The organism is Pantoea sp. V106_11, from assembly GCF_029967885.1.
GTDB lineage: Bacteria > Pseudomonadota > Gammaproteobacteria > Enterobacterales > Enterobacteriaceae > Pantoea > Pantoea ananatis.
In genome coordinates, this window is sequence record NZ_JASCAK010000037.1 from 485,094 (window position 1) to 505,713 (window position 20,620).

The following is a 20,620-nucleotide window of genomic DNA, read 5'->3' on the forward strand; positions in this document are numbered from 1 at the left end:
AACATTATGATTAACGGACTAAAACCGCTTAACAGATCTGTTCGTTGGGGAATGGTTGGGGGAGGTGGCACAAGCCAGATTGGTTATATTCATCGTTCAGCAGCCTTAAGAGACCACGCATTCACTTTACTGGCAGGCGTATTAGATATTGATGCTGAACGAGGTAAAGCCTTTGGTGTTCAACTCGGTATTGCAGAAGATCGATGCTATCCCGATTATGCAACCCTGTTCCGGGAAGAGGCGAGTCGTGAAGATGGCATTGAAGCTGTCTCAATTGCCACCCCAAACAATACACACTTTGCTATATGCAAAGCTGCACTGGAAGCCGGTTTGCATGTGATTTGCGAAAAGCCGCTCTGTTTTACCGGCGAGGAAGCAAGCATTCTTGCGGCGTTATGCAGAACCCATAAAAAAATCATCGGTGTCACATATGGATATGCAGGGCATCAATTAATTTTGCAGGCGCGGCAGATGATCGAGGAAGGGCTGCTCGGTGATATCCGGATCATTAACATGTCCTTCGCACACGGTTTTCATGCAGAAGCAGTAGAACTGGACAATCCTTCCACCCGCTGGCGCGTGGACCCTAAATATGTCGGGCCAGGTTATGTTCTGGGCGATCTGGCTACCCATCCGCTGTTTTTGGCTGAAACGATGCTGCCTCAATTGAGCATCACACGGTTGCTGTGCTCGCGGCAGAGCTTTGTTAAATCCCGCGCACCGCTGGAAGATAACGCCTATGTGCTGATGGAATATGACAACGGTGCGGTGGGTTCTATGTGGTGCTCAGCGGTGAACTGCGGTTCTATGCATGGTCAGAAAATTCGTGTTGTGGGTTCGAAGGCAAGCCTGGAGTGGTGGGATGAGCAACCTAACCAGCTTCGCTATGAAATCCAGGGGGAGCCTGTTCGGATCCTTGAACGCGGAATGCCTTATCTCAGTTCGCAGGCTCTGGCTGACGATCGCATCGGGGGTGGACACCCGGAAGGATTGTTTGAAGCATGGTCTAATCTTTATCGCCGCTTTGCGATTGCAATGGATGCAACCGATCGTGGCGACGCGAAATTCCTGGAATCATTCTGGTATCCCGATGTGCACGCCGGTCAGATCGGTGTGAACTGGGTAGAGCACTGCGTCAAATCTGCTGATGCGGGCGGTGAATGGATTGATTTCAATATTAAGTAATCATTAACGTACCTGGCCACTGCTGCAAGTGGCCAGGTAATGGGTGAGGGCTTAAAACCACCAGTATCCTTACCCTCTCATAACGCCACTCCCGCTTAGTAATCCCCACCTGTATCAGAGACAACAAAACCTTAACGGTGATATCTGCCCTCATCAAACAAGCCCGGAAATGAGCTTTCGAGCGTTATAAAACATAAACACGGGATCGGCGCGCTGAACCAACCCGCCATACCCGATTTACTGTAGAAACAGACATCCAGATTTAGGTCTGTGATCCCTAAGCTCCCGCGCGATGTGGCTCAAATGAAATGACGAACAGACCGCTCAGACAACATTTTCCAAAAGGAAGCAACGCATTGGTTCACCGCTTCACCCCTGGTAAAGATTAAGCCCTGTTGTCAGGCAACTCAGCGAAAGGCCGGGAAATGCGCCAGGCTCTGAATTCCCCGGAGAGCGTTTCGACCAATGTGTTTCATCCGTTGATTGAACTCACAGCCGGAAGTGAACCGATCAATTGCTTTCTGTCTGAACACCGCAATAAGGGCGACTGAGTTGCGGTGTACAAATTTCAGAGGCTAAAAAGGGAACGCCTCAGCTGACTGAGAACGTCGCGTGGTCAGAAAAGTGTTTCTTTAATGGTGATTTCGTCCACCCGGAGGATTGAAGACATGTCGAAACCTTTCATGTCTGACATGAACGCCTCGCTGCTCATGTATTTCTGATTGATAGCCTGTATATCGGCTCCCTCCTGATAGGTCACTGTTGCAATGACCTGACAGTTTTCTCCCAGATAGACATCATTGACATAAATATCAAAAGCAGGAAGAGAAACCCTGTGTCGGGGCCAGTGTTTGTGAAAATAAATTTCTGCTGACTGGCTGTCTTTGAGTGTATAAATCCTGACCTGTTTCATCTTGTCCATCCTGTTGTGAAGGTGTTCATCAAGGCGGAAAGTCAAAGCATACCCACTTCATTTCTGGAAAATTAACAAAAGACCACTTCTCGCTCTGAGCCGACGTTCATTCTTTTAAACTGGCGCAAATTTTCTCTATATCTGACGGACATCAAACGCAAACGCTTACCCGCACGCATCGCTAATAATAATCCCGGTAATCGCTGAAGCTATGGCCGCGTGAGTCGATAACGCATGCTCAGCTCATTTTTGGGGCTGAAGAGGGCTCATGCGTTCTGGTCATACCGGCGCAGCATTTGGCCCTCTTTTTTACAACACCAGTACGTGCATTCCTTTTAATTACAATGGAAATAACAATATGTCTGTCATTAAGACAATGACCAGAAGCTTAACCGGTTCCCGTTTTGCAGGGGCAGCTCAGCCCGCCGACGGGATCTTTCACTGTGAAAGCTTACCTGCATCGCTCTCTGCTGCAGGCCTTAGCAAACGTGCTGCGGGTATTTTGCTGACGTTTGTACCGCCAGAGGCAGATTTTCAGAAGGTCAGTCAGGCATGGCAACGTTTAACATCGGCGGATCTGACCGTCATTACGCTCTCCTCGAACGGGGCGCTCAGCGCCAGCGGCAAGCAGACAACTTACTGCAAGGGAGACGGACAAGAGGGCAGCTGGCTCTGGCTGCCTCGCAACCTGATAGCGGAGCATGAAACGCACATTGTCGATCTGCATCTTCACGACACGCACACGGCGACCGATCGCATCAGCGCCATTCAGCATGAACTGGCCGCACTGAAGCTGCGCATGCCGCTTTCTGCCGATCGCACCTTCGCTATGATTTACTGCGACGGACTGTCCGCATCAGAAGGCTTTCTGATGCAGGCCTGGTATAACACCGGGCGCTTTCCGTGCCTGGCGATTGGTGGCTCCGCAGGAGGACGTGCAACCTTTGACGGCACATGGATGGGTGTCGGCGGTCGTGTGCTGCAGGGCAAGGCCGTTATCGTGTTCTGCAAAATGGCAGCGGGTAAATCCTTCGCACCCTTCAAAAGCCAGAATTTCGAACCGCTGAATAAAAGCTGGCTGATTGCAGAGGCCGATCCGGTAAAGCGTACGTTGACGTCGGTGTTCAACGCGCAGGGACAGCAGCAGCCATTCACCCAGGCGCTGGCCGAACATCTTGGCTGCAACGCACAGCAGCTCAGCGATCGGCTTAAAGGTCTGACATTTGCCGTCAAGGTAGGCGAAGCCTTCTTTATTCGTTCCGTGGCGAAAATGGACAGCCAGAGCGTGCAGTTTTTCTGCGACCTGGAATTTGGCGATCGGCTTTACTTAATGCGTGAAACCGATTTTAAACAGGCCACGCAGCGTGACTGGCAGGCCTTTACCCAACGCCACGGCAAACCGGCAGCGATTCTGATGAACGATTGCATACTGCGTCGCGTAGGGAATGCCGATAAGCTGCACGATGCGCATTTCTTTAAAGGGATCCCGGCCGCCGGCTTCTCCAGTTTTGGTGAGATTCTCGGCGTGCCGATCAACCAGACGCTCTCTGCGCTGGTGTTCTTTAATCACAGCGTCAATGCGATGGCGCAATTCCCGGTGGAATATGCCAGCTATGCGGCTCACTACGCTCAGCGCGCCCTGCGTCGCTGGGAGGCGCTGAACAGGGTGCAGTCCGGTGTGCTGGCGCGCGTGGTGAATTATCAGCAGGAGTTAGCGCCCATCGTCCAGGCACTGCCGGTGCTTGAGGCGGCAACCCAGAGCCAGAGTGAGGCGTTGACGATGGCCGAGAGCAGCATCCGCGCTATCAGCGATATCGCCAAAGAGAGCCAGCAGGCACAGGGCCGCTTAGGCGACGGGTTGGACGATCTGGAGTCGATCTCCAATGGCATCAACGTCATTACGCATGGCATCAGCAATATCGCGTTCCAGACCAATATTCTGGCGCTTAATGCGGCTGTTGAAGCCGCCCGTGCGGGTGAGGCGGGCAGGGGGTTTGCGGTTGTCGCCGGAGAAGTGCGTCGTCTGGCGCAATCCTCCAAAGAGCAGGCGGAAGCCACGGCAAGCAATATCAACGATGCGGTCAGCACGATTTCCCGCATTCGCAATGTGGCGACAAACACCGTGCAAACTGCCACGGACATGGCAGAGCGCAGTATCCACGCAGCCGATGCCATAGCGGCGATGAGCGACCGCACCCGCCATGAGCGGGCAGGTATGGCAAAACAGTTGGATAGCCTGCGCACCTTAACGGCGGGAATGGATGCCATGCAGGAAGCGGTGGCCGAGCTGAAAGTGCTGCAAACCCTTTCGGCTTCTCGTTAACGCACGCCTCAGCCGTTATCACAACGCTGCACCAGCGGCTGCGATTCAATAGCTTGATGAAAATGGCTCAGGGCTGAGCCGTTTTCAGGCTATTTCATCGTTGTGTTGCAGCTAAAAGCCCGGTCCGCAAAGCAGAGGCGATGCAGACCTGCCGCTTACTGAGGACGGTAACGTCAGTATCGGGCCCGACTACTGTTCAGACGCAAAGAGGGGGCGGTTGCGACGACCGGCCCGGGCATCACGGGCTGATCGCTCAGCATGGACAAAAATGCCTGAGACCAGCGATGACTACTGTGCAAATGCAATCCCTTCATCAGACGCGCGTGAAGATGACGCCGTTCCCTGACCGGCATCAGCAGTGCGCTATGAATGGCATCGGCCATCGCATCGGGATCGTAAGGATTGACGATTATCGCGCCGTCCATCTGCTCTGCTGCGCCTGCAAACTGCGACAGGATCAGCACGCCAGGGTTATCGGGATCCTGAAGTGCAACATACATCTTCGCCATCAGGCTCATGCCCGCCATCAGTGGGGTCACCAGCGCAACACGGGAAGCGCGATAGATTCCCGCCTGCTCTTCCCGACTGTAAGCATGCGTCAGACAGTTCACCGGATACCAGTTCATCATGCCGTGCACGCCGTTAAACTCGCCGCACAGGGTTTCTAAGGTGTGACTGATTTCCGGCGCGCGATGTGCATACCCGGCAGAGGGCGGAGCCAGCTGCAACAGGGTAATATTTTTTTGGTAAACAGCATGTTTGCGCAGCAGCACTTCCACGGCGCTGATTCGGTAAGGCAGCCCGGCACTGTCATCAAGATGGCCACCACTCAGTACGGTATTTTCTGGCAAGTTTTCGCGGCACTGCATTTCCATGAAGGCACAGCTATTGCTGTCTCGCAGGCAGCGGGCATCGTCAAGGTCAATCCCCACAGGAAAGACGCCGAGCCGGACAATACGGCCTTGTACCCGAAAGCTGTCGCCAGCCAAATGCTCTGTACGGAATTCACTTTCCAGCCAGACAATAAAGTTGTTCATGTCCTGTACCGTTTGAAAACCGATCACGTCACAGCACAGCAGGGATTCGGTGAGCCAGCGCCAGTCGGGAATGGCCTCAAACATCTTGCCCGATGGGAAAGGCTGATGCAGAAAAAAGCCCACAGGATTGGTCAAACCGGCTTCGCGAAGATAGCGGGCGCAACCCAGCAGATGATAATCCTGTATCCAGATTCTGTCCTCGGGCAGGGCGTACTCACAAATTGCACGCGCATAAGCCTCATTAATATTTTTATATTCCCGATAGCCGTCAGCGGAAAAACGGGCCAGATCCGGGCGCTGGTGGAAAACAGGCCAGAGTCCTTTATGAACGTAATTGTGATAACCCTCATTCGCCTCGCCGGGTGTCAGGGGAAAGGTCAGGGTTTCATAGTGATCTTTCTGCTGAGATGACAGAGGTCTTGCCGTATCCGATGGCAGAACTGCGGTCTGGCCATCCCAGCTCACCCAGAGCCCACCTTGATGGGCGAGAATGCCTTCATAAATCGCAGTAAGCGTGGAACGTTGAGAATGATTATGTGATACCAGGATAAGACCTGACATGGTGTTTTCCTTGTGAGACAGAGGTTCGTCAGTCGCATTGCTTAACGACCAACAGCTGGATAATTGAGGCCGAATGAGAAACTGAAGCAGGCTGCTCATCGTTATAGTCGCTTAATGTCTACGTGTGATATCGGAGCCTGCTGGGTAGTCAACGCCGTGATACTGAGGCGGCGTCACGTAAATACCCGGCAGTGCGGGATGACAGATGAAGCCGTTGTGTTGAAGAAACTCCGGTGCGGATTCACTCAGGGCGATAATACGATGGCAGCCGCAGGCACCTGGATGCGACAGACAGCAGCGCAATAGCCAGGATCCCAGACCGATAAAGCGATATTCTGGCGAAATAAACAGATCCTGGATTACCCAGGTTTCGGCCATATCGGTTATGACGCGTGCAAAGCCGATTTGTCGTGCATTACGGTAGACGCCAAAACAGAGACTGCTGTTCAACGCCAGCGTCAGAAGGCGCGCATCGGGGATCGTCGCCCCCAGCCATTGAGCAATCAGCCGGGGGTTAAGCCTGGCCGGATCGGTGTTGACCTCAATCGCGTCTCTGAACCATTTACGGGGTGACATCAGCCGAAGACGTTGCTGCTCAGCCAGCTCGACTAAGGCGGCATTGCCACTGACAGGCAGAGAAAAGGGCGCATTAACGCATTTCATCAACGACTTCCTTATGCATGGGCCATGAGTACCCGGTGCCGTTGATTAAAACGCCCGGCGTGTAAAAGTGGCGTAAAAAAGAAATGGCGAGGTGTAAAAAGGGTGCAAAGGAAAAGCGGTGATATGGGCTGGCTGTACCCATTATCAGGTGTTAAGGGGGGCGGTCTTAAACATAGCGACTGTGTCTGAAAGCTGACTGTGTACCTGAAATGTCTCCTGAGCCTTTTTAGCAAAGATTCATCCCTGCAGAATGGAGACTTATATGCGTTAAATGACGTCACCGATAAACGGCTAATACAGTATCTGGGTAAACACAGGTACAGGCTCCCACATTTTACGAACGATTATTGACGAATGTTCATTGGGTTAGGAAATGAAGTGGCACAGGAAGCGTCACTGATTACGCTGAACGATTCAGAAAGGGGTGATTTCTATGGTTGTCCACCAAGAATATTAATGGAAAGTAATTTTATTTATATTTTTGTAATTCCTTAAACGTATTCTCAATAAGGATGGATTGTTTCTTTTTATATCAGCATTCTCCCTCTATATTAGCCGCGTTTTAAGTACACAGTATCTCGTTTGGCGAGGCTCCTATACAAACACAGGTTACTGATCTGACGACATCGAGAGATGCCCAAGGTTAAGACAGGCTTTATCGGATTAAGGTTCAGCCCAAGGTAACTTCTGATTAATGAATCAGATACGTTGTATAGTGCTAAAACCTGGACGCGGAGATAGCCTACGTTCACTCCCTCTTTGGTTACGCCCCTGTACGATTCGCTGATGACGTTTTAGCCGATATAGGGACACTTCAATGCAAAAAATACAGCATCTTTCTACCGGTTCGCGCCTCAATGCTGACGGCGTAAATGACGCCTCCGTTGCGCAGTATATGAACCCGAATTTTATTACGCTCCCCTACACACTGACGGTAAAAGAAGCGAAGCTTTATTTTCTGTCGCAGTTAAAAACAAATGAGATCCCCTCGTTAGTCTTTATTACCGCGCGCGATTACCATTTACGCGGCACGCTTGCGGTTAAAACATTATTGCAATGTCATGATGAAGATAAACAGGTTGGTGTGATGATGCGTCATGCTTTCACGAAAGTGACGCCGGATGACAGTCGCGGTGATATTGCCCATATTCTGATGGAGGAGAATATCGATATCCTGCCCGTCGTCGCCAACCATACGCTGGTTGGTGTGCTGGGTGAACGGGAGATTGCACGCCTGATTGCGGATGAGAACACCGCAGATGCACAGCGTCAGGGTGCCAGTCTGCCGCTGGACAAACCTTATCTTGAAACCAGTCCGTGGACGCTCTGGCGAAAAAGAGCCGTCTGGTTGCTGATGCTTTTTGTGGCTGAGGCCTATACAGGCAATGTCCTGAAAGCCTTTGAAGATCAGCTGGAGGCGGCAATTGCGCTCGCCTTTTTTATTCCTCTGTTGATTGGCACCGGCGGCAATAGCGGCACACAGATCACCTCCACCCTGGTGCGGGCCATGGCGTTAGGGGAGGTTAGTCTGGCAAGGCTTGGCGCAGTGCTGCGCAAAGAAATCACCACGTCCCTGCTGATCGCGGCCACTATCGGCCTTGCGGCATGGATACGGGCATGGATGATGGGCGTTGGCGCAGAGGTCACGCTGGTTGTCAGTCTTTCGCTGGTGGCCATTACTGTGTGGAGCGCGATTGTGTCGTCAATCATACCGATGTTACTGAAAAAGGCGGGGGTAGATCCGGCGGTGGTTTCAGCGCCCTTTATCGCCACCTTCATCGACGGTACAGGACTCATCATTTATTTCAAAATCGCGCAGTATGTGATGGGAATTTGATTCGGGCTCTGCCTCAATAAACGGGGCTGACGCGCCATTAGGTGAGTCTGATGGCGCGAAAATGCAGCTGATCATTACTGGCTTGTTACCCTATCCGTCTGACAGACATTAACCCTCAGGAGTACAACGTTGAAAAAACACCTGCAGTATGATTTTCACCACTTAGGGATTCCAGTCAGTGATGGCCTGCAAGACGGCAGTTACAGTCAACGTGCCGGCATGTACACCGCCGACAACCCAGGCCAGTTCCTGGTGCAGTGGCACCGGTTTGAAGCCGATTCACCTTTGCATCATCTGATCCGCACTGTGCCACATGTGGCATTTAAGGTGGCCGATCTTCAGGAGGCCATTCGCGATGAGGAGGTTATACTTGGGCCATATGAGCCGATAGACGGCTTTTTTGTTGCGATAATTAACGATGCTGGCGTGCCGATTGAACTCATCCAGACTGAACTGACGGATGATGAAGTGTGGCGGAAGGCGAGGTCGGGCGAGGGACGTCTTTACCAGGCTGAGTAATGCCAGATGGTTGTTGCGAATGCGAAGAAACAGTCGTATTCGTTAAGCGTAGTAGGATAGCAGCATGCCGAATACCACTTCTGACCTCTCTTATTGGAGCAACCGTATTGAACTATGCACCTTAAAAAATCCTTTCAGGATTTCTATAAATGCTTACTTATAACTTGCTATGGGCGCTATCGTTTCGGTGTTTCTTTTGTGAGGATGTAGATCGTGTGGAGGAAGTTACTTACGCTTTTTCTTTATCATGCGTTTGTAAAATCAATTTGAGATACTATGAAAAATCAACGCAAGTGTGTGGATTTAATTGGTTTTTGTGAGTATCGTAGGATTCAATGAAACCTCATGAGACAACACATTTTATCTAGACGTTAAGTCATGATTTTATAATTATCTCCATGTTATTAAAAATTTTTTATTTTCATTAGAGATTGGATACTCATTTATGTAATCACAGTGGTTGCTGGCACCGAGGCTGCTTTATATGGACCAGGTGTTACTAGCGGCCGACAGCGCCATACAGTGCACCAATGGTGCTGGTTACTACATGCACTTTGAGGATTTTGGTATCACTCAGAATGTGAAAAGGTACACTTATACTGGCGGCGGTCTTTGAACGTTTAATATCGCCGTCGCTGTTCAAATTGGCTTTCGTAAGCCTTAGCGGGACTCAGTATTATGTTTAACATCAGACCATTCTCTTTGCCGCCAGATGCTTTTTGGTGAAAAAACCATCGTAAGAGCGACTCTAGCTATTATCTCCGGTTATATCGGGATGCTTGGCGTACCTACGGCACATTTGAATGCCTATACATTGCGAACGTCCATTGCAGTAGCCGACTAGTCTACGAAGCCATATGAATCGAAGGATAAAAGTAACCTCTTTAAAATAAGTCAATAGCTGCAGAGTATGTCACCGAGTAGGATGGTCCTTAATAGGCCATATTGCTAAGCAAAATTGTGCCATGATGTGCCTGAACACAGCACCCAGAACATGTGGTTTATGAGCATACGATGTTGAGCCCATGGGCATCCGGTCCGTGAGAATGTAGGCTCAGCAAGGAATAGGGCCTAGATGATAATCCATGCTTGATCAAGAAGGCCGAAGCAAGCTATATGTAATATGTTGTGGAAACAGATAGCTACTATAGCTTAATTAAACAAAGTACACGGACAAGTAATGACCAATGATGTCCTCTTCTTTATAGTTGTTCATGGCGGCGACAAAGGTTGCTGGGAGAGGGATAGCTGCATTAGCGCTGCGATTTTGCTTAGATTTTTCATAGCATTCACATGGTCATATAAAGTTATACATTACTTAAGTTGTCTTGCAAGAAAAGAGGGCTACAATCATTCATATTATTGATATATTAACTATTTATATTTATTTTAACTTATGTAAGGCTGGGCGTGGCGAGAACGAAACGCGTTTGATCTTATGGTCATTTCGCACTAATGAATTGACACAATCTGCCGATCTCTTCTCCATGCACTCTCTCGAAAGAATCACTTCAGCAAGGATGTGTTATGGAAGTTATTGAAGGTCTGTTTGTCACTATTGGCAGCAATGTTTGCTGGATAAACCTGACGCATCGCTATGTGGCTCAGATTGATGAAGAAAAAAAACAGATTACCATTGTCAAAAATAGACAGAATGTTTACAGCGTGCCGCAAGTCGCTTCGTTTACGGCATTGTTTGGTATAAACGGCTCGGGGAAAACCCAACTACTGTTAGAACTTGCCGAATCCTGTTCCGGATATAACGGATGCAAGATGGGGATCTTGCTAAGTAGAGAGGGAAACCAACCTCAGCTCTACAAAGGCAAAGTATTGAAGTCGTGGAGCAGTAATGTTGAATTAACGCGTCCTCCAACTAAAATTGATACAATCTTTTATTCTTCATCACCTTTTGATATGGTCAGGAGACGGTCTTATCTAAATAAGAAAAATGTTATCGATACATCGCCCCGTTTCAACCATAATATGCAATATGATATTGTCTTCGTAATGGAAACAATGGGGTGGTTAAAGCATAATATTGCAGCATATAAAAATATTGAATTATCGATTCAGAATTCGATTCCTGATGTTTATACGTCCATAGAAAATATACTTTCACTACTGGTTACCATGAGTAGTAAAGCCATGGATGTAAGAAGAAGGGATTTTAAAACTAAGTTAAGGTATCTTTTTCAGAGATTGAAGGAAGACGCTGACGCGGAAAGCGTAATCAATGCCAGGTTATATATTGCAAAGCTCACAAATCTTTTACCTGAAAACCCGCTAAGAAATAAATTCATTGAAGAGCTTTCAGCATTATTGATGAGCAAACCAGAAATTGATACACTTCATTTTTATTCATTTATTAAAATCATGGCGCTGGATAGTGGCACAAAGCTGAGTTTGGAAAATGTTGGCCCAATCCTCAAAGGTGTAGTTTCATTAAAGACAAGGAATAAAGTAATAATTCCCGAGGTGAATTTATTGCCCTTCGTTAATGCACTCAATGACTTTGAAAAAGATGTGCTTCGGGAAATGGTAGAAGAAGACGTGTTGCGTTATGAGTTCACAAAAATCAGCTCCGGTGAGATTGCCTTGCTTCAGCTTTTTTTGTCTATTGGCGCAGAACTAAAAAATCATACAGAACATGACAATTCTCCCATTATGATAATGATTGATGAAGGTGAAATGTTTTTACATCCGGCTTGGCAAAAAAAATATATTGCTCAACTGTTGGCGTTTTGCCAGAATAAAAATAACATAGCTCACCGTATCCATCTTTTTGTCTCCACACATTCCTTGATAGTCGCCGCTGACAGTCCACCATTTTGTCTGTTTGATATGAATAAAGGCCACAATATCAATGGATTTGGTTTGGGACCAAAGTCCATTTTATATGACGTCTATAATGCCGGAGAATTCTCAGGCGAGTATAGTGCCAGTCTTTTCAATAAAATTATGCGTTATATACGTATTGCTGAAGAGATTAAGCCTGAAGAGATTAAGCCTGAAGAGATAATGGAGGCGCGTACTTTAATCGACTCACTTGCCGATGACACCCTAAAGGCAACGCTCAAACGAAAAGTGTTTGGCAAGGAGAGCTAATTCATGCTGAAAATGAAAAAACTAGATAAAAATTTTGAAGATGCATATTTCAAAATCAGGAAAGGGATCTTCGACTCAATAATCAAAACAGCAGGTTTCGATGCAAAAAATCAGACCGGTTGGGTTAAAGCTAATATTATGATGCGTTTTTTTAGACGATGTTTACGAACAATTATCCTAGGTTCTCCGGAAGATTTGCTGAAGTTGATCGCGATATTCGATACACATTTCCCAGAAATCCTTCGTTACCATACTAGGAAAAATAAAAAAAATACGAGAGATCCGCACATTGAAAAGATGCTTGCCATTATTCAATCGATTTTCGACTATAGTACATTTATCAAAAATAGAGACAGCACAAAACATGGCGCGTATCAATTAATAAATAAACACGCACAGCGTATCTGCCCATACTGCCATTTACACCATGTCAATTATCACATTGATAGTAAACTGACTATGCGTCCGCCACTTGATCATTTCTATCCTCAATCAGTTTACCCTTGGCTAGCCGTCTCTTTGTATAATTTGGTACCAAGTTGCGATCAGTGTAATAGTAAAATAAAATTAGCTAAAAACCCTCTTGCTACCCATGTTCCGAATCCTTTTGGTCAGGATTTTGTTGATTTTTCTATTGACTGGATTTACGGCATGCCATTATCGAAAAAAATGACAAGAGCAGAATGTATAAAAGGTTTTTCCGGGCGTGATCCTTATGCAAAGGCATTCGATAATTTTTTCAAATTAAATGAGCGCTATTCTTGGTATGATAAAGAAGTGATAGATAAGATTGAAATCTGCATACGCTATAATGATCTCCCATCCCAATTTACACCTGACATTATTAGTATGAAGGAGTTTATATGTGGTTTCGAACCGTCTGAACGTGATCAGCGCGCGTTGGGTATTTTCACTGATAAGCTCGCCGATATTTTAATTGAGCATTGCCAAAAATATCCGAATAGATGAAAATAAGATAGCAGAGGTTATTAAAATCTGTGTTACCCGGTGTGATAACGGACCAGAACATGCAGGAGAAATACTGACGTCATGGGCAGTTCAGCAGAAAATAACACTTAGTTTAATTCAGCCGGGCAAACCCCAGCAGAATGCGTACATTGAGCTATAGAATCGAACGGTAAGTTATGACTGGCTGAGGCAACACCTGTTTAAATCACTAGATGAATTTCATGACTATGCCACTATATGGCGTTAAATGGATTCACACCAATGCAGCGTACTCACGTATGACCTGAATCTACTTATTACTGCCGTTAAAAATGGGGTCTTACGATGGCTTACTACTCGCTGGCTTCCAACGCTGTGGCGACAAACACTGCGCCCGTGCATTTCCGCCGTAATATACCTGACCCGATCCCGGTTGTGGCGCTGGAACGTTTTGCGATGGACAAATCATTAGATGGGAAGGGACGCGGACGTGCGCACGTCCGAGACGTTAGACTGTGGGTAATTCAGGTGGCAGAGACTATTGGCATTCGCGGGATGCTGGTTCAAGCCGTGTCGGATGAAACATGGAATTTTTACCTGCGGGTGGGGTTTGAGCCGTTACCGATGAACTCTATGATGTTGATGGAAACGCTGGTGAATTTAGTGGAAGTGCTATCTGAAAAAAGATCGTTTAGTAATACTATGACAAAAAAACACCAGCTAACCCTCAAAAGCTAAGCATGTTGATGTAAGATTCTTTAAACAGGGGTATAATTTTTCTCTATGACTTTATTGAAAATTAACAACCAAGCGCGGTTTGTTACAAGAAGATATTTGGTATGGGCATATGAGTAGTGTTTTCGAGAGAGACAACGATAATATCCGAGTGCTTTCGCTATTCTCCGGCTGCGGAGGCATGGATTTTGGAATTACCTCAGCCGGTGGAGATATCATCTTTGCCAACGATGTTGTTGAGAATGCCTGCAAAACATTAGGGAGCTATTTCCCTGATACCGATATTAGGCATGGCGATATCTCTCAAATTCAGTTTTTTCCAGATGTTGATATTGTTGTTGGTGGCTATCCCTGCCAGTCATTTTCAATGGCAGGTAACAGAAAACCAAGTAATGACGACAGAACAAACCTTTATAAACATTTTCTACGGGTATTAGAGACTGCTCGGCCTAAGTATTTTGTTGCTGAAAATGTTTCTGGTTTGAAACATTTGGGGGCAGGTAGTTTTCTGGAACAGCAGCTCACAGAATACAAAGCTGCTGGGTACCAGGTCAGCTATCATATGGTAAACGCAAGGGCCTATGGCGTACCTCAGTCACGTAAGCGTTTATTTATTATTGGCGTTAGAAACGATTTGGGGCAATACTTTGAATTTCCTACTGAAACACATGGCAAAGCGACAAAAAAGAATCCTCATTTAAAACCCTATGTTTCACATGGTGAGGCTATTAGGGATTTACCACTATGGCCCGAAGGTGAGTTTTACGAACGACCACATGATCCTGAAGGGCATTTCTCATGGTATTTCATGTCCCGAAATCGTAAAGCTCTATGGGACAGCCCTGCTTACACCGTCGTAGCTAACTGGCGTCATGTGACATTACATCCTGCCAGTCCGGTGATGAAGTTAACATGGTCAAACCTGGAGGATGGCTGGAAGCAGCGCTGGGATTTTTCTGATGAATATGAGCATCTAATTGTTGATACTTCTCGTCCCAAACTGGAACAGGCAAGGCGGTTATCATGGCGGGAATGTGCACGAATACAAACTTTTCCACAGGGTTTTGAGCCTGTAGGAGACGTCGAGTCAAAATTTACCCAAATTGGTAATGCTGTTCCTCCACTACTGGCTGAGGTACTTTTTCGACATTTATTTTCTGGTGCTGGTTTGAAAAAGATGACAGCGAACGGTAATTAGGTGGTGATTATGGATGATTCTTTCCCGGTTACTTTAGAAGAATGGAATGCTGAACTAGTAAAGATCGTTTTTCTTGAGTCTACGCATACTGGCTCGACTTTAAGCCGCATTGATACTACGGGACGCATTTTTGAGCAACTTGCAGGTCCACGTAGCAAAGAGGATGCTAAGCGAAGTTTCCTGATTTCGTTTGGAAAAAAAGCGTCTAAAATCCAGGATGCTCTCAGGGATGAGTCGCGATTAGACATTTTAGCGCAAATAAAAGGATATCCTACTTATTTTGCGGTTTTATATTTAACATTACTTGCTGCCAGTGCTGATGATGAAACACATGACGAAGGTGATTTTCGGGTTCGATTTTCTGTGATGCTTGGCTTTGATAAAAATAAAAAATTTGTTTTTACTGAATTACCCAACTTATGGGAAAGGTTAGAAAGATGGAGTAGTGTAAGACAAAACTGTACCCGTTTAATCTTGCCAAGGCCATCAAAGCATGAAAGATTGATTGGATATTCCAAGAGAATTGCTTTTCCCTGCTACAAAGATGAGGTCTTTTTACGGAACATTCTCATCGATAATAAATTAGATAACCATTCAACTTTTGAATCAGTTAATAAGGTAGTACATCAATATATATCTTATTTTAGCGAAATTTTTAACCAAGAGTTTATTGAGTTCAGAACATTACTTTCAAAGGCTGCCATGCAGCAGGCTTATGACTCTCCTTTTTGGGGCGCTGTTCGTGATATCACTGTACATACAGAGAGAGAACAACTCAAAGAGAATGGTAAGTATTGTATTCAAATGGAGTTTAATGATTCCGGTAATCCGGAGATTTATCTTCTTATGGATGACGCTGCTGCTACAGCCTCAGAAATCCAGCATTATTACTCCTTGCCTAATGAAATAGAGAACTATAATAATATATATTACGAACGAGATACAGGCACCACATTAAGTTCCTTGGATTTATTATTAAAAAAACGGAAGGGTTATTTCTATAGATCACGAGTAGGAGTCGCGCTGCGGTCTGGGTGTTTACCGCTTTTTCGTGATGATTTTTGTCATATTAGTTCAGAAGGAGAATATTATGAAAATTCTCCAATCTATTTAATACTTCATCATACATATGCAGACAGTATTTTCACTGTCTTGAAGACGGTTGGCGAAAAAGTACAACGTCGGGATATTAAATCTACCAAATGGTCGATAGTTTCTTCCGATAAAGTTGGCAGGCAAACGCTGGATAACATTGCCCGTTTGTTACCAGAAGAAGCCCGTCGTTTTCTAATACAGGGATGGCAGCCTGCTCGACCTCGTATGTCAGGCGCAGCGCGATTTGGACAGGCTATACTGCTTAACCCTGCCAGTACACCGATAATTCATATGCCTGAAGTACTAAGAGGATGCTATGTCATCAGCAATAAAGACGGAGAAGAATTAACTCATGGCTCGCTATCTCAGGGAGCTGAAGGATTATTCATTCCACCAGAGGAGTTGATGGAAATATCTGGTCAGGCATTTTGTCGCTATGAACTTACGTTAGCGCATTCAGATATCCCAGTAAATTTTGATGTACACGTGTTAGATCACGCGCCTTACGCCACTTATTGTAAAATTACAGAGCCACATGATTGGCTTATTGATGGACCATCGGGAGTATTAATGGCGTTAGGGGATATGGCAGTGATCCCCCCACTGAAACGCCAAGAAATAACACCATTGAGTGGTGCTCAGATGTTATGGCAGTATGAAAATTGCCGTCCTGTAACATGCCAATATACCGAGTTACATAATATACCCGCAGCATTTGACTGGCTCGCTGAGGCGCTGGCATTGCGTTTTCAACGTCGTAGCACATTGCCTTTTGGTGAATTAAAACAACATATTGACCCCGTATCACTGGTAACGAGGATACCCGAGTGGCAATTGCGTCGCATGCTCTTTGCTGCTGGCTGGCTTTGTGTAGTACAACGACGCCATGCGCCATATTCGTTAGTCTCATTGGCTGAAAGAACCATTTCCGTTGATGTCACTGAGCAGGGAATTGTTGCCCGGATTCTGGGGATGTTTACAAGAAGTGAACGTAATCTTCTCCAAGAAGCACTTAATAACGGTGAGCGAATAGGGCGTCGGTTGGTTGAGGATAAAGGTTGTTCAATGGGTTGTATTGAATTGCATCTATCAGCCAGAGAGCGTGTTCATGCTTTCATTGAACAGTTTGGGTTACGTTTGGTTAGTCACGACGATTTCCCCGTAAATGCTTTGAGCGGAGTATTGCTACCACTGTCTCAAATGCAGTTTATCCCGGCTTTACCCCCGGAACTCAATGTGTCGCTATGGCAAGCTGAAAAATACCGATGGTCAGAAGAACAGCGGCTTACTCAAACGGCTAATAATCTATTGATACGGTGTCAGGAAAAGCAGCGTTATCGTTATTTTATTCGGCAGAACACCGGATACTGGCAAACTGATAGCTTCTCCTGGGCTTTAATGACTCAGATGATATGTTCAGGAGAAACGGTTGGCGTGCAAAAAGGCGATACTGACTGGTGCTGGTCAAAGAAAATCTTTGCGTTACCGCCCTCCGTTTTAGAGTGGTGGATCCATGTTGCCCATGGATGCTTGTCGATAACAGATAATGGTGGTTACTTATTTGCAGGGGGGAAATTTCCACTCTGGGACAATGTAATGGTTTCCTCTTCGTGCCAACGCGCGTTGGAACGACGGGACAGAGCGCTGACAACACGCAAGCTGCGTAGAACCTTACAGTAATTTTACAGAATCAGGTGGTAAGGAGAACGTTTAACATGGCTAAAAAGAAAAGTATTATCAGCGACCGGCTGGGCCAAATGTACAGCTTCGGTACAGAATCTCATGAATTGATCAGATGCTTACAAGAGTGCAAGCAAAGACTCACCAGAAATGGCGCTAAAGCAGATAATTTACCGAAAGGACCAGAGAAAAGGTTACATTTTCTCCGTACGTTACCACCTAAGGCCAAACTTGTTGTGTCTGATTGGCTTCGTGAAAATTTAACGTTTCCTGAACAAAATGACCCACAAAATGTTCTTAGAGATCTGTTAGAAGCAGAAAGTAATGCGGAAGATATTGAACACTGTAAACCGTTATGGCGCACTATTCTGGGATTATATATTTCTTCTGACTGCCCTGAAATCATAACGAAATTCCTGAATGGTGAAGAAATAGATTTACCCCAAAATGGTGTTTCTGACTCTTCCACAATTAATTTCATGGATGAAGACATTGAACATTGTGCCTTAATTAGTCAGGGTAGAGAAACTCCTAAGCCAGAGCGCACTATACCACTGTTTGTTGGGGGATTGGTTGATGCACTCAGGGGAACGCGAACAGCCGATAATCGATGGCGTAAAAAGCTATCAGAACATTCTTTACCGATGGCGCGAAAATTGGGTGAGCTTATCGATCAGTTTGAAGCCAGTTACGACCTTAAAACAATAGATGGTACTAGTGTAATACAGGCTCCTCCCGTTGTTTCCAAAGAAATCGACAGTTCGATGGACGAAGTTATGTTCATTGGAAAAGTGTTAGCGTTAACCGCGACCGGCGCTTTTTTTGTTATGCCGATTAGTCTGTTAATTAATGGCAACCTACGAGACCTCCCGGAGGAACTGGTAAAAGATCTTTTCCCCCATGGAGGTGAAGCCATTGGTTTTGAAAGCTATTTCAGCAAAAAAATTACTCGGGGTGAAATAGCAATATGGAAAGCCCGATATCAGCCGTCTGATAAACCCGCGCAGTATGTTATTACTGACTACCTGTCGCGCGTTTATCCTGTCGTTGCGCTGCCTCATGCCTCTGATGAGCCTGATGCTGTCAGAGAGTGGTTACTGACCCGCTACCAGCCGCAAAACGATACGGCGGTCATTTTTCACCTAAGTGATGGCGTATCCCTAAGATTACCGGGTGACTTGTCTGATCCTAAAAAATATGACTTTGACATGCCGCTAGAGAGTTATCGTCAGGTTTCTCAGACACTACTTGGTTCTCATGCCCTCAGGGTGATCACTGAACTCCCTCAGGTGAGTAAAAAATATGATTGTGCTGAAGCCAGCACGTGGATCAAACGCCTGCTTAAACGCACTGATTCAGCAAAAGATTTCCCTCAATTCAGTAAAGGACAGCTACAAAATTTAACCCATTTTATTGCTGAACATGAGTCTGATAATGAGGCATCCTATCTTCGTGCTGTATCTCACCTGGAACAGATAGCAGATACAAAATCCTTTCTTAACGATACGACTCAACAGTTATTGGCTTTACCTGAGGTTGAAGCGCAAATTAATATTGAGAAACAAGAAATACTGACTCGTTACGAAGAAGAACAGTACCAGATTAAACAATCAATAAAAGTATTATCTGAAAAGAAAATACAGCTTGAAAATGAAATCGACGACCAGAAGAAAAAACTGAAAAAAGAGACCGATCGTATTAATAAAGCGCTACGTCAGCAAGAAAATGAACTGGAACAACGGATTAAAAAGACCTTCGAAGCTGCATCTCAAGCGGGAATTGAAACGCTGGCCAAGACAGCGTTACTGCGGGCGATAATTAAAAATGAAACAGTGCAGGAACAACCTGCCCAACGACAAATAGCACCAGAATCTGTAGCCGAATCAGTAAATTCTAATTTTCCATTAGCAGAGACGAATGCCCTGACTCGCAAACATCAACTATCATCGGCTATCGAAAAACAGGCTCTGGCGACGGGACTAAGTGAATCTTTATTATCCAGCCTGATTGCCGCTGCGAGTGTTACACCCGCAGTCGGATTGATGGGAAAACAGACGAAAGACACTATCGCCTCACTAGCGAACCTCTTAGCCGGGAATGTTTGGGGAGAAGTATCGGTACATAGCGATCATTTTAGCTTCAGTGATTTAATGAACTCCCCCACATTGATCCGTTTATCCGGCGATACTAATACCATGACGCTAGGCGATTTTTTGACCCATCAACAAGAGGCAGGGCTGGCGAGCATCGTTGAATTGCGTGGTTTTAACCGCACTCCTCCAGAAACGCTGCTCCCTGAACTCCAAGAGTGCTTATTCAGAACTCGCCATCCTGCCGCATGCAGTTGGACGGATCGGCGGCAGGCTCTACGACATTTGTCCATCCGACACCCGATACTTTTTTTACTCACATTCACCACCGGAAAAAGCACGTTTCCATTACAGGCTCCTCTTGCTTACCAGTTACCCCTGTTTCTTGCAGAAAATATATGGTCGGATGAACGGCTATTTGAGCAAAATACTGACATCACGCCTTCTCGTATTACCCTTGAACTATGGCAGACAATCAATGTGGACAACCCCCAGCCAGAGTACCAAGCTTGTGCGCCAAGGGAAGTGCTAGAAGCAGCGCTACTCTCTTTACTTCCCGATGAACAAGCACAAGCTGTTGCCCGTCTGGCTTATAGCCTAGGCCGTAGTACGGCACAAGATATTGCGACCACGATTGACGCTCTTGCCCCGGAGTTAGGGCCATATGTTCAGGAAATGACTACCGGTGAATCTGCAAGCGTACTTGAGACCCTTTTCCAGTTATAAGCAAA

At 46.3% G+C, this 20,620-nt stretch carries 12 protein-coding genes, 3 pseudogenes and 1 riboswitch; of the genes and pseudogenes, 12 read left to right on the forward strand and 3 right to left on the reverse strand.

Going from position 1 to position 20,620, the window contains the following annotated elements:
* Nucleotides 1–6: 6 nt before the first annotated feature.
* Nucleotides 7–1,185, forward strand: coding sequence for a Gfo/Idh/MocA family oxidoreductase (locus QLG08_RS21145; RefSeq protein WP_207806308.1), 1,179 nt, complete (start codon nucleotides 7–9; stop codon nucleotides 1,183–1,185).
* 8 nt (nucleotides 1,186–1,193) lie between these two features.
* Nucleotides 1,194–1,606 (forward strand): annotated as a pseudogene (locus QLG08_RS21150) (IS30 family transposase); the annotation flags it as partial.
* 195 nt (nucleotides 1,607–1,801) lie between these two features.
* On the opposite strand, the gene QLG08_RS21155 reads toward QLG08_RS21150, so the two are convergent.
* Nucleotides 1,802–2,098 (reverse strand): hypothetical protein, encoded by a 297-nt coding sequence (locus QLG08_RS21155; RefSeq protein ID WP_041457599.1) that lies wholly within the window; start codon nucleotides 2,096–2,098, stop codon nucleotides 1,802–1,804.
* Nucleotides 2,099–2,456: 358 nt separating this feature from the next.
* Between QLG08_RS21155 and QLG08_RS21160 the strand changes: the two genes are divergently transcribed.
* A complete protein-coding gene (locus tag QLG08_RS21160) occupies nucleotides 2,457–4,421 on the forward strand; it encodes a methyl-accepting chemotaxis protein (protein WP_238493305.1) in 1,965 nt (654 codons plus the stop codon).
* Between the two features lie 173 nt (nucleotides 4,422–4,594).
* Here the strand turns inward: QLG08_RS21160 and QLG08_RS21165 are convergent, their stop codons facing one another.
* Together QLG08_RS21165 and QLG08_RS21170 are read right to left on the reverse strand one after the other, a co-directional pair.
* Complete coding sequence (locus tag QLG08_RS21165) at nucleotides 4,595–6,019, reverse strand: trehalose-6-phosphate synthase (RefSeq protein WP_238493306.1); 1,425 nt, start codon at nucleotides 6,017–6,019, stop codon at nucleotides 4,595–4,597.
* Between the two features lie 111 nt (nucleotides 6,020–6,130).
* Complete coding sequence (locus QLG08_RS21170) at nucleotides 6,131–6,682, reverse strand: GNAT family N-acetyltransferase (protein ID WP_238493307.1); 552 nt, start codon at nucleotides 6,680–6,682, stop codon at nucleotides 6,131–6,133.
* Nucleotides 6,683–7,252: 570 nt separating this feature from the next.
* Nucleotides 7,253–7,426, forward strand: a riboswitch (M-box (ykoK) riboswitch).
* Nucleotides 7,427–7,499: 73 nt separating this feature from the next.
* On the opposite strand from QLG08_RS21170, the gene QLG08_RS21175 reads away from it, so the two are divergent.
* The 9 genes and pseudogenes from QLG08_RS21175 (at nucleotide 7,500) to QLG08_RS21215 (ending at nucleotide 20,615) form a co-directional block, all read left to right on the forward strand.
* Nucleotides 7,500–8,519, forward strand: coding sequence for a magnesium transporter (locus tag QLG08_RS21175; RefSeq protein ID WP_105080179.1), 1,020 nt, complete (start codon nucleotides 7,500–7,502; stop codon nucleotides 8,517–8,519).
* Between the two features lie 129 nt (nucleotides 8,520–8,648).
* Nucleotides 8,649–9,038 carry a hypothetical protein gene (locus QLG08_RS21180; RefSeq protein WP_238493308.1) on the forward strand — a complete coding sequence of 130 codons (390 nt, stop codon included), beginning with the start codon at nucleotides 8,649–8,651 and terminating at the stop codon, nucleotides 9,036–9,038.
* Nucleotides 9,039–10,565: 1,527 nt separating this feature from the next.
* Nucleotides 10,566–12,143 (forward strand): AAA family ATPase, encoded by a 1,578-nt coding sequence (locus QLG08_RS21185; RefSeq protein WP_238493309.1) that lies wholly within the window; start codon nucleotides 10,566–10,568, stop codon nucleotides 12,141–12,143.
* A gap of 3 nt (nucleotides 12,144–12,146) precedes the next feature.
* Nucleotides 12,147–13,112: a hypothetical protein gene (locus tag QLG08_RS21190; RefSeq protein ID WP_238493310.1), complete on the forward strand. Its 966-nt coding sequence runs from the start codon at nucleotides 12,147–12,149 to the stop codon at nucleotides 13,110–13,112.
* Between the two features lie 37 nt (nucleotides 13,113–13,149).
* A pseudogene (locus tag QLG08_RS21195) lies at nucleotides 13,150–13,347 on the forward strand (integrase core domain-containing protein); the annotation flags it as partial.
* Nucleotides 13,348–13,436: 89 nt separating this feature from the next.
* Nucleotides 13,437–13,829, forward strand: a pseudogene (locus QLG08_RS21200) (hypothetical protein); the annotation flags it as partial.
* Between the two features lie 109 nt (nucleotides 13,830–13,938).
* Complete coding sequence (locus tag QLG08_RS21205; protein ID WP_257793785.1) at nucleotides 13,939–15,024, forward strand: DNA cytosine methyltransferase; 1,086 nt, start codon at nucleotides 13,939–13,941, stop codon at nucleotides 15,022–15,024.
* Nucleotides 15,025–15,033: 9 nt separating this feature from the next.
* Entirely contained in the window at nucleotides 15,034–17,799 is a 2,766-nt protein-coding gene (locus QLG08_RS21210; RefSeq protein WP_238493312.1) for a hypothetical protein, read from the forward strand.
* A 35-nt stretch (nucleotides 17,800–17,834) separates the two neighbouring features.
* Nucleotides 17,835–20,615 carry a kinetochore protein gene (locus QLG08_RS21215; protein ID WP_238493313.1) on the forward strand — a complete coding sequence of 927 codons (2,781 nt, stop codon included), beginning with the start codon at nucleotides 17,835–17,837 and terminating at the stop codon, nucleotides 20,613–20,615.
* The last annotated feature ends 5 nt before the right edge of the window (nucleotides 20,616–20,620 follow it).

Excerpts from the sequence above, each read along its gene's own strand:
- QLG08_RS21145 (WP_207806308.1), top strand. The coding sequence starts at position 7 with ATGATTAACGGACTAAAACCGCTTAACAGATCTGTTCGTTGGGGAATG.
- QLG08_RS21155 (WP_041457599.1), bottom strand. The coding sequence starts at position 2,098 with ATGAAACAGGTCAGGATTTATACACTCAAAGACAGCCAGTCAGCAGAA.
- QLG08_RS21160 (WP_238493305.1), top strand. The coding sequence starts at position 2,457 with ATGTCTGTCATTAAGACAATGACCAGAAGCTTAACCGGTTCCCGTTTT.
- QLG08_RS21165 (WP_238493306.1), bottom strand. The coding sequence starts at position 6,019 with ATGTCAGGTCTTATCCTGGTATCACATAATCATTCTCAACGTTCCACG.
- QLG08_RS21170 (WP_238493307.1), bottom strand. The coding sequence starts at position 6,682 with ATGAAATGCGTTAATGCGCCCTTTTCTCTGCCTGTCAGTGGCAATGCC.
- QLG08_RS21175 (WP_105080179.1), top strand. The coding sequence starts at position 7,500 with ATGCAAAAAATACAGCATCTTTCTACCGGTTCGCGCCTCAATGCTGAC.
- QLG08_RS21185 (WP_238493309.1), top strand. The coding sequence starts at position 10,566 with ATGGAAGTTATTGAAGGTCTGTTTGTCACTATTGGCAGCAATGTTTGC.
- QLG08_RS21190 (WP_238493310.1), top strand. The coding sequence starts at position 12,147 with ATGCTGAAAATGAAAAAACTAGATAAAAATTTTGAAGATGCATATTTC.
- QLG08_RS21205 (WP_257793785.1), top strand. The coding sequence starts at position 13,939 with ATGAGTAGTGTTTTCGAGAGAGACAACGATAATATCCGAGTGCTTTCG.
- QLG08_RS21210 (WP_238493312.1), top strand. The coding sequence starts at position 15,034 with ATGGATGATTCTTTCCCGGTTACTTTAGAAGAATGGAATGCTGAACTA.
- QLG08_RS21215 (WP_238493313.1), top strand. The coding sequence starts at position 17,835 with ATGGCTAAAAAGAAAAGTATTATCAGCGACCGGCTGGGCCAAATGTAC.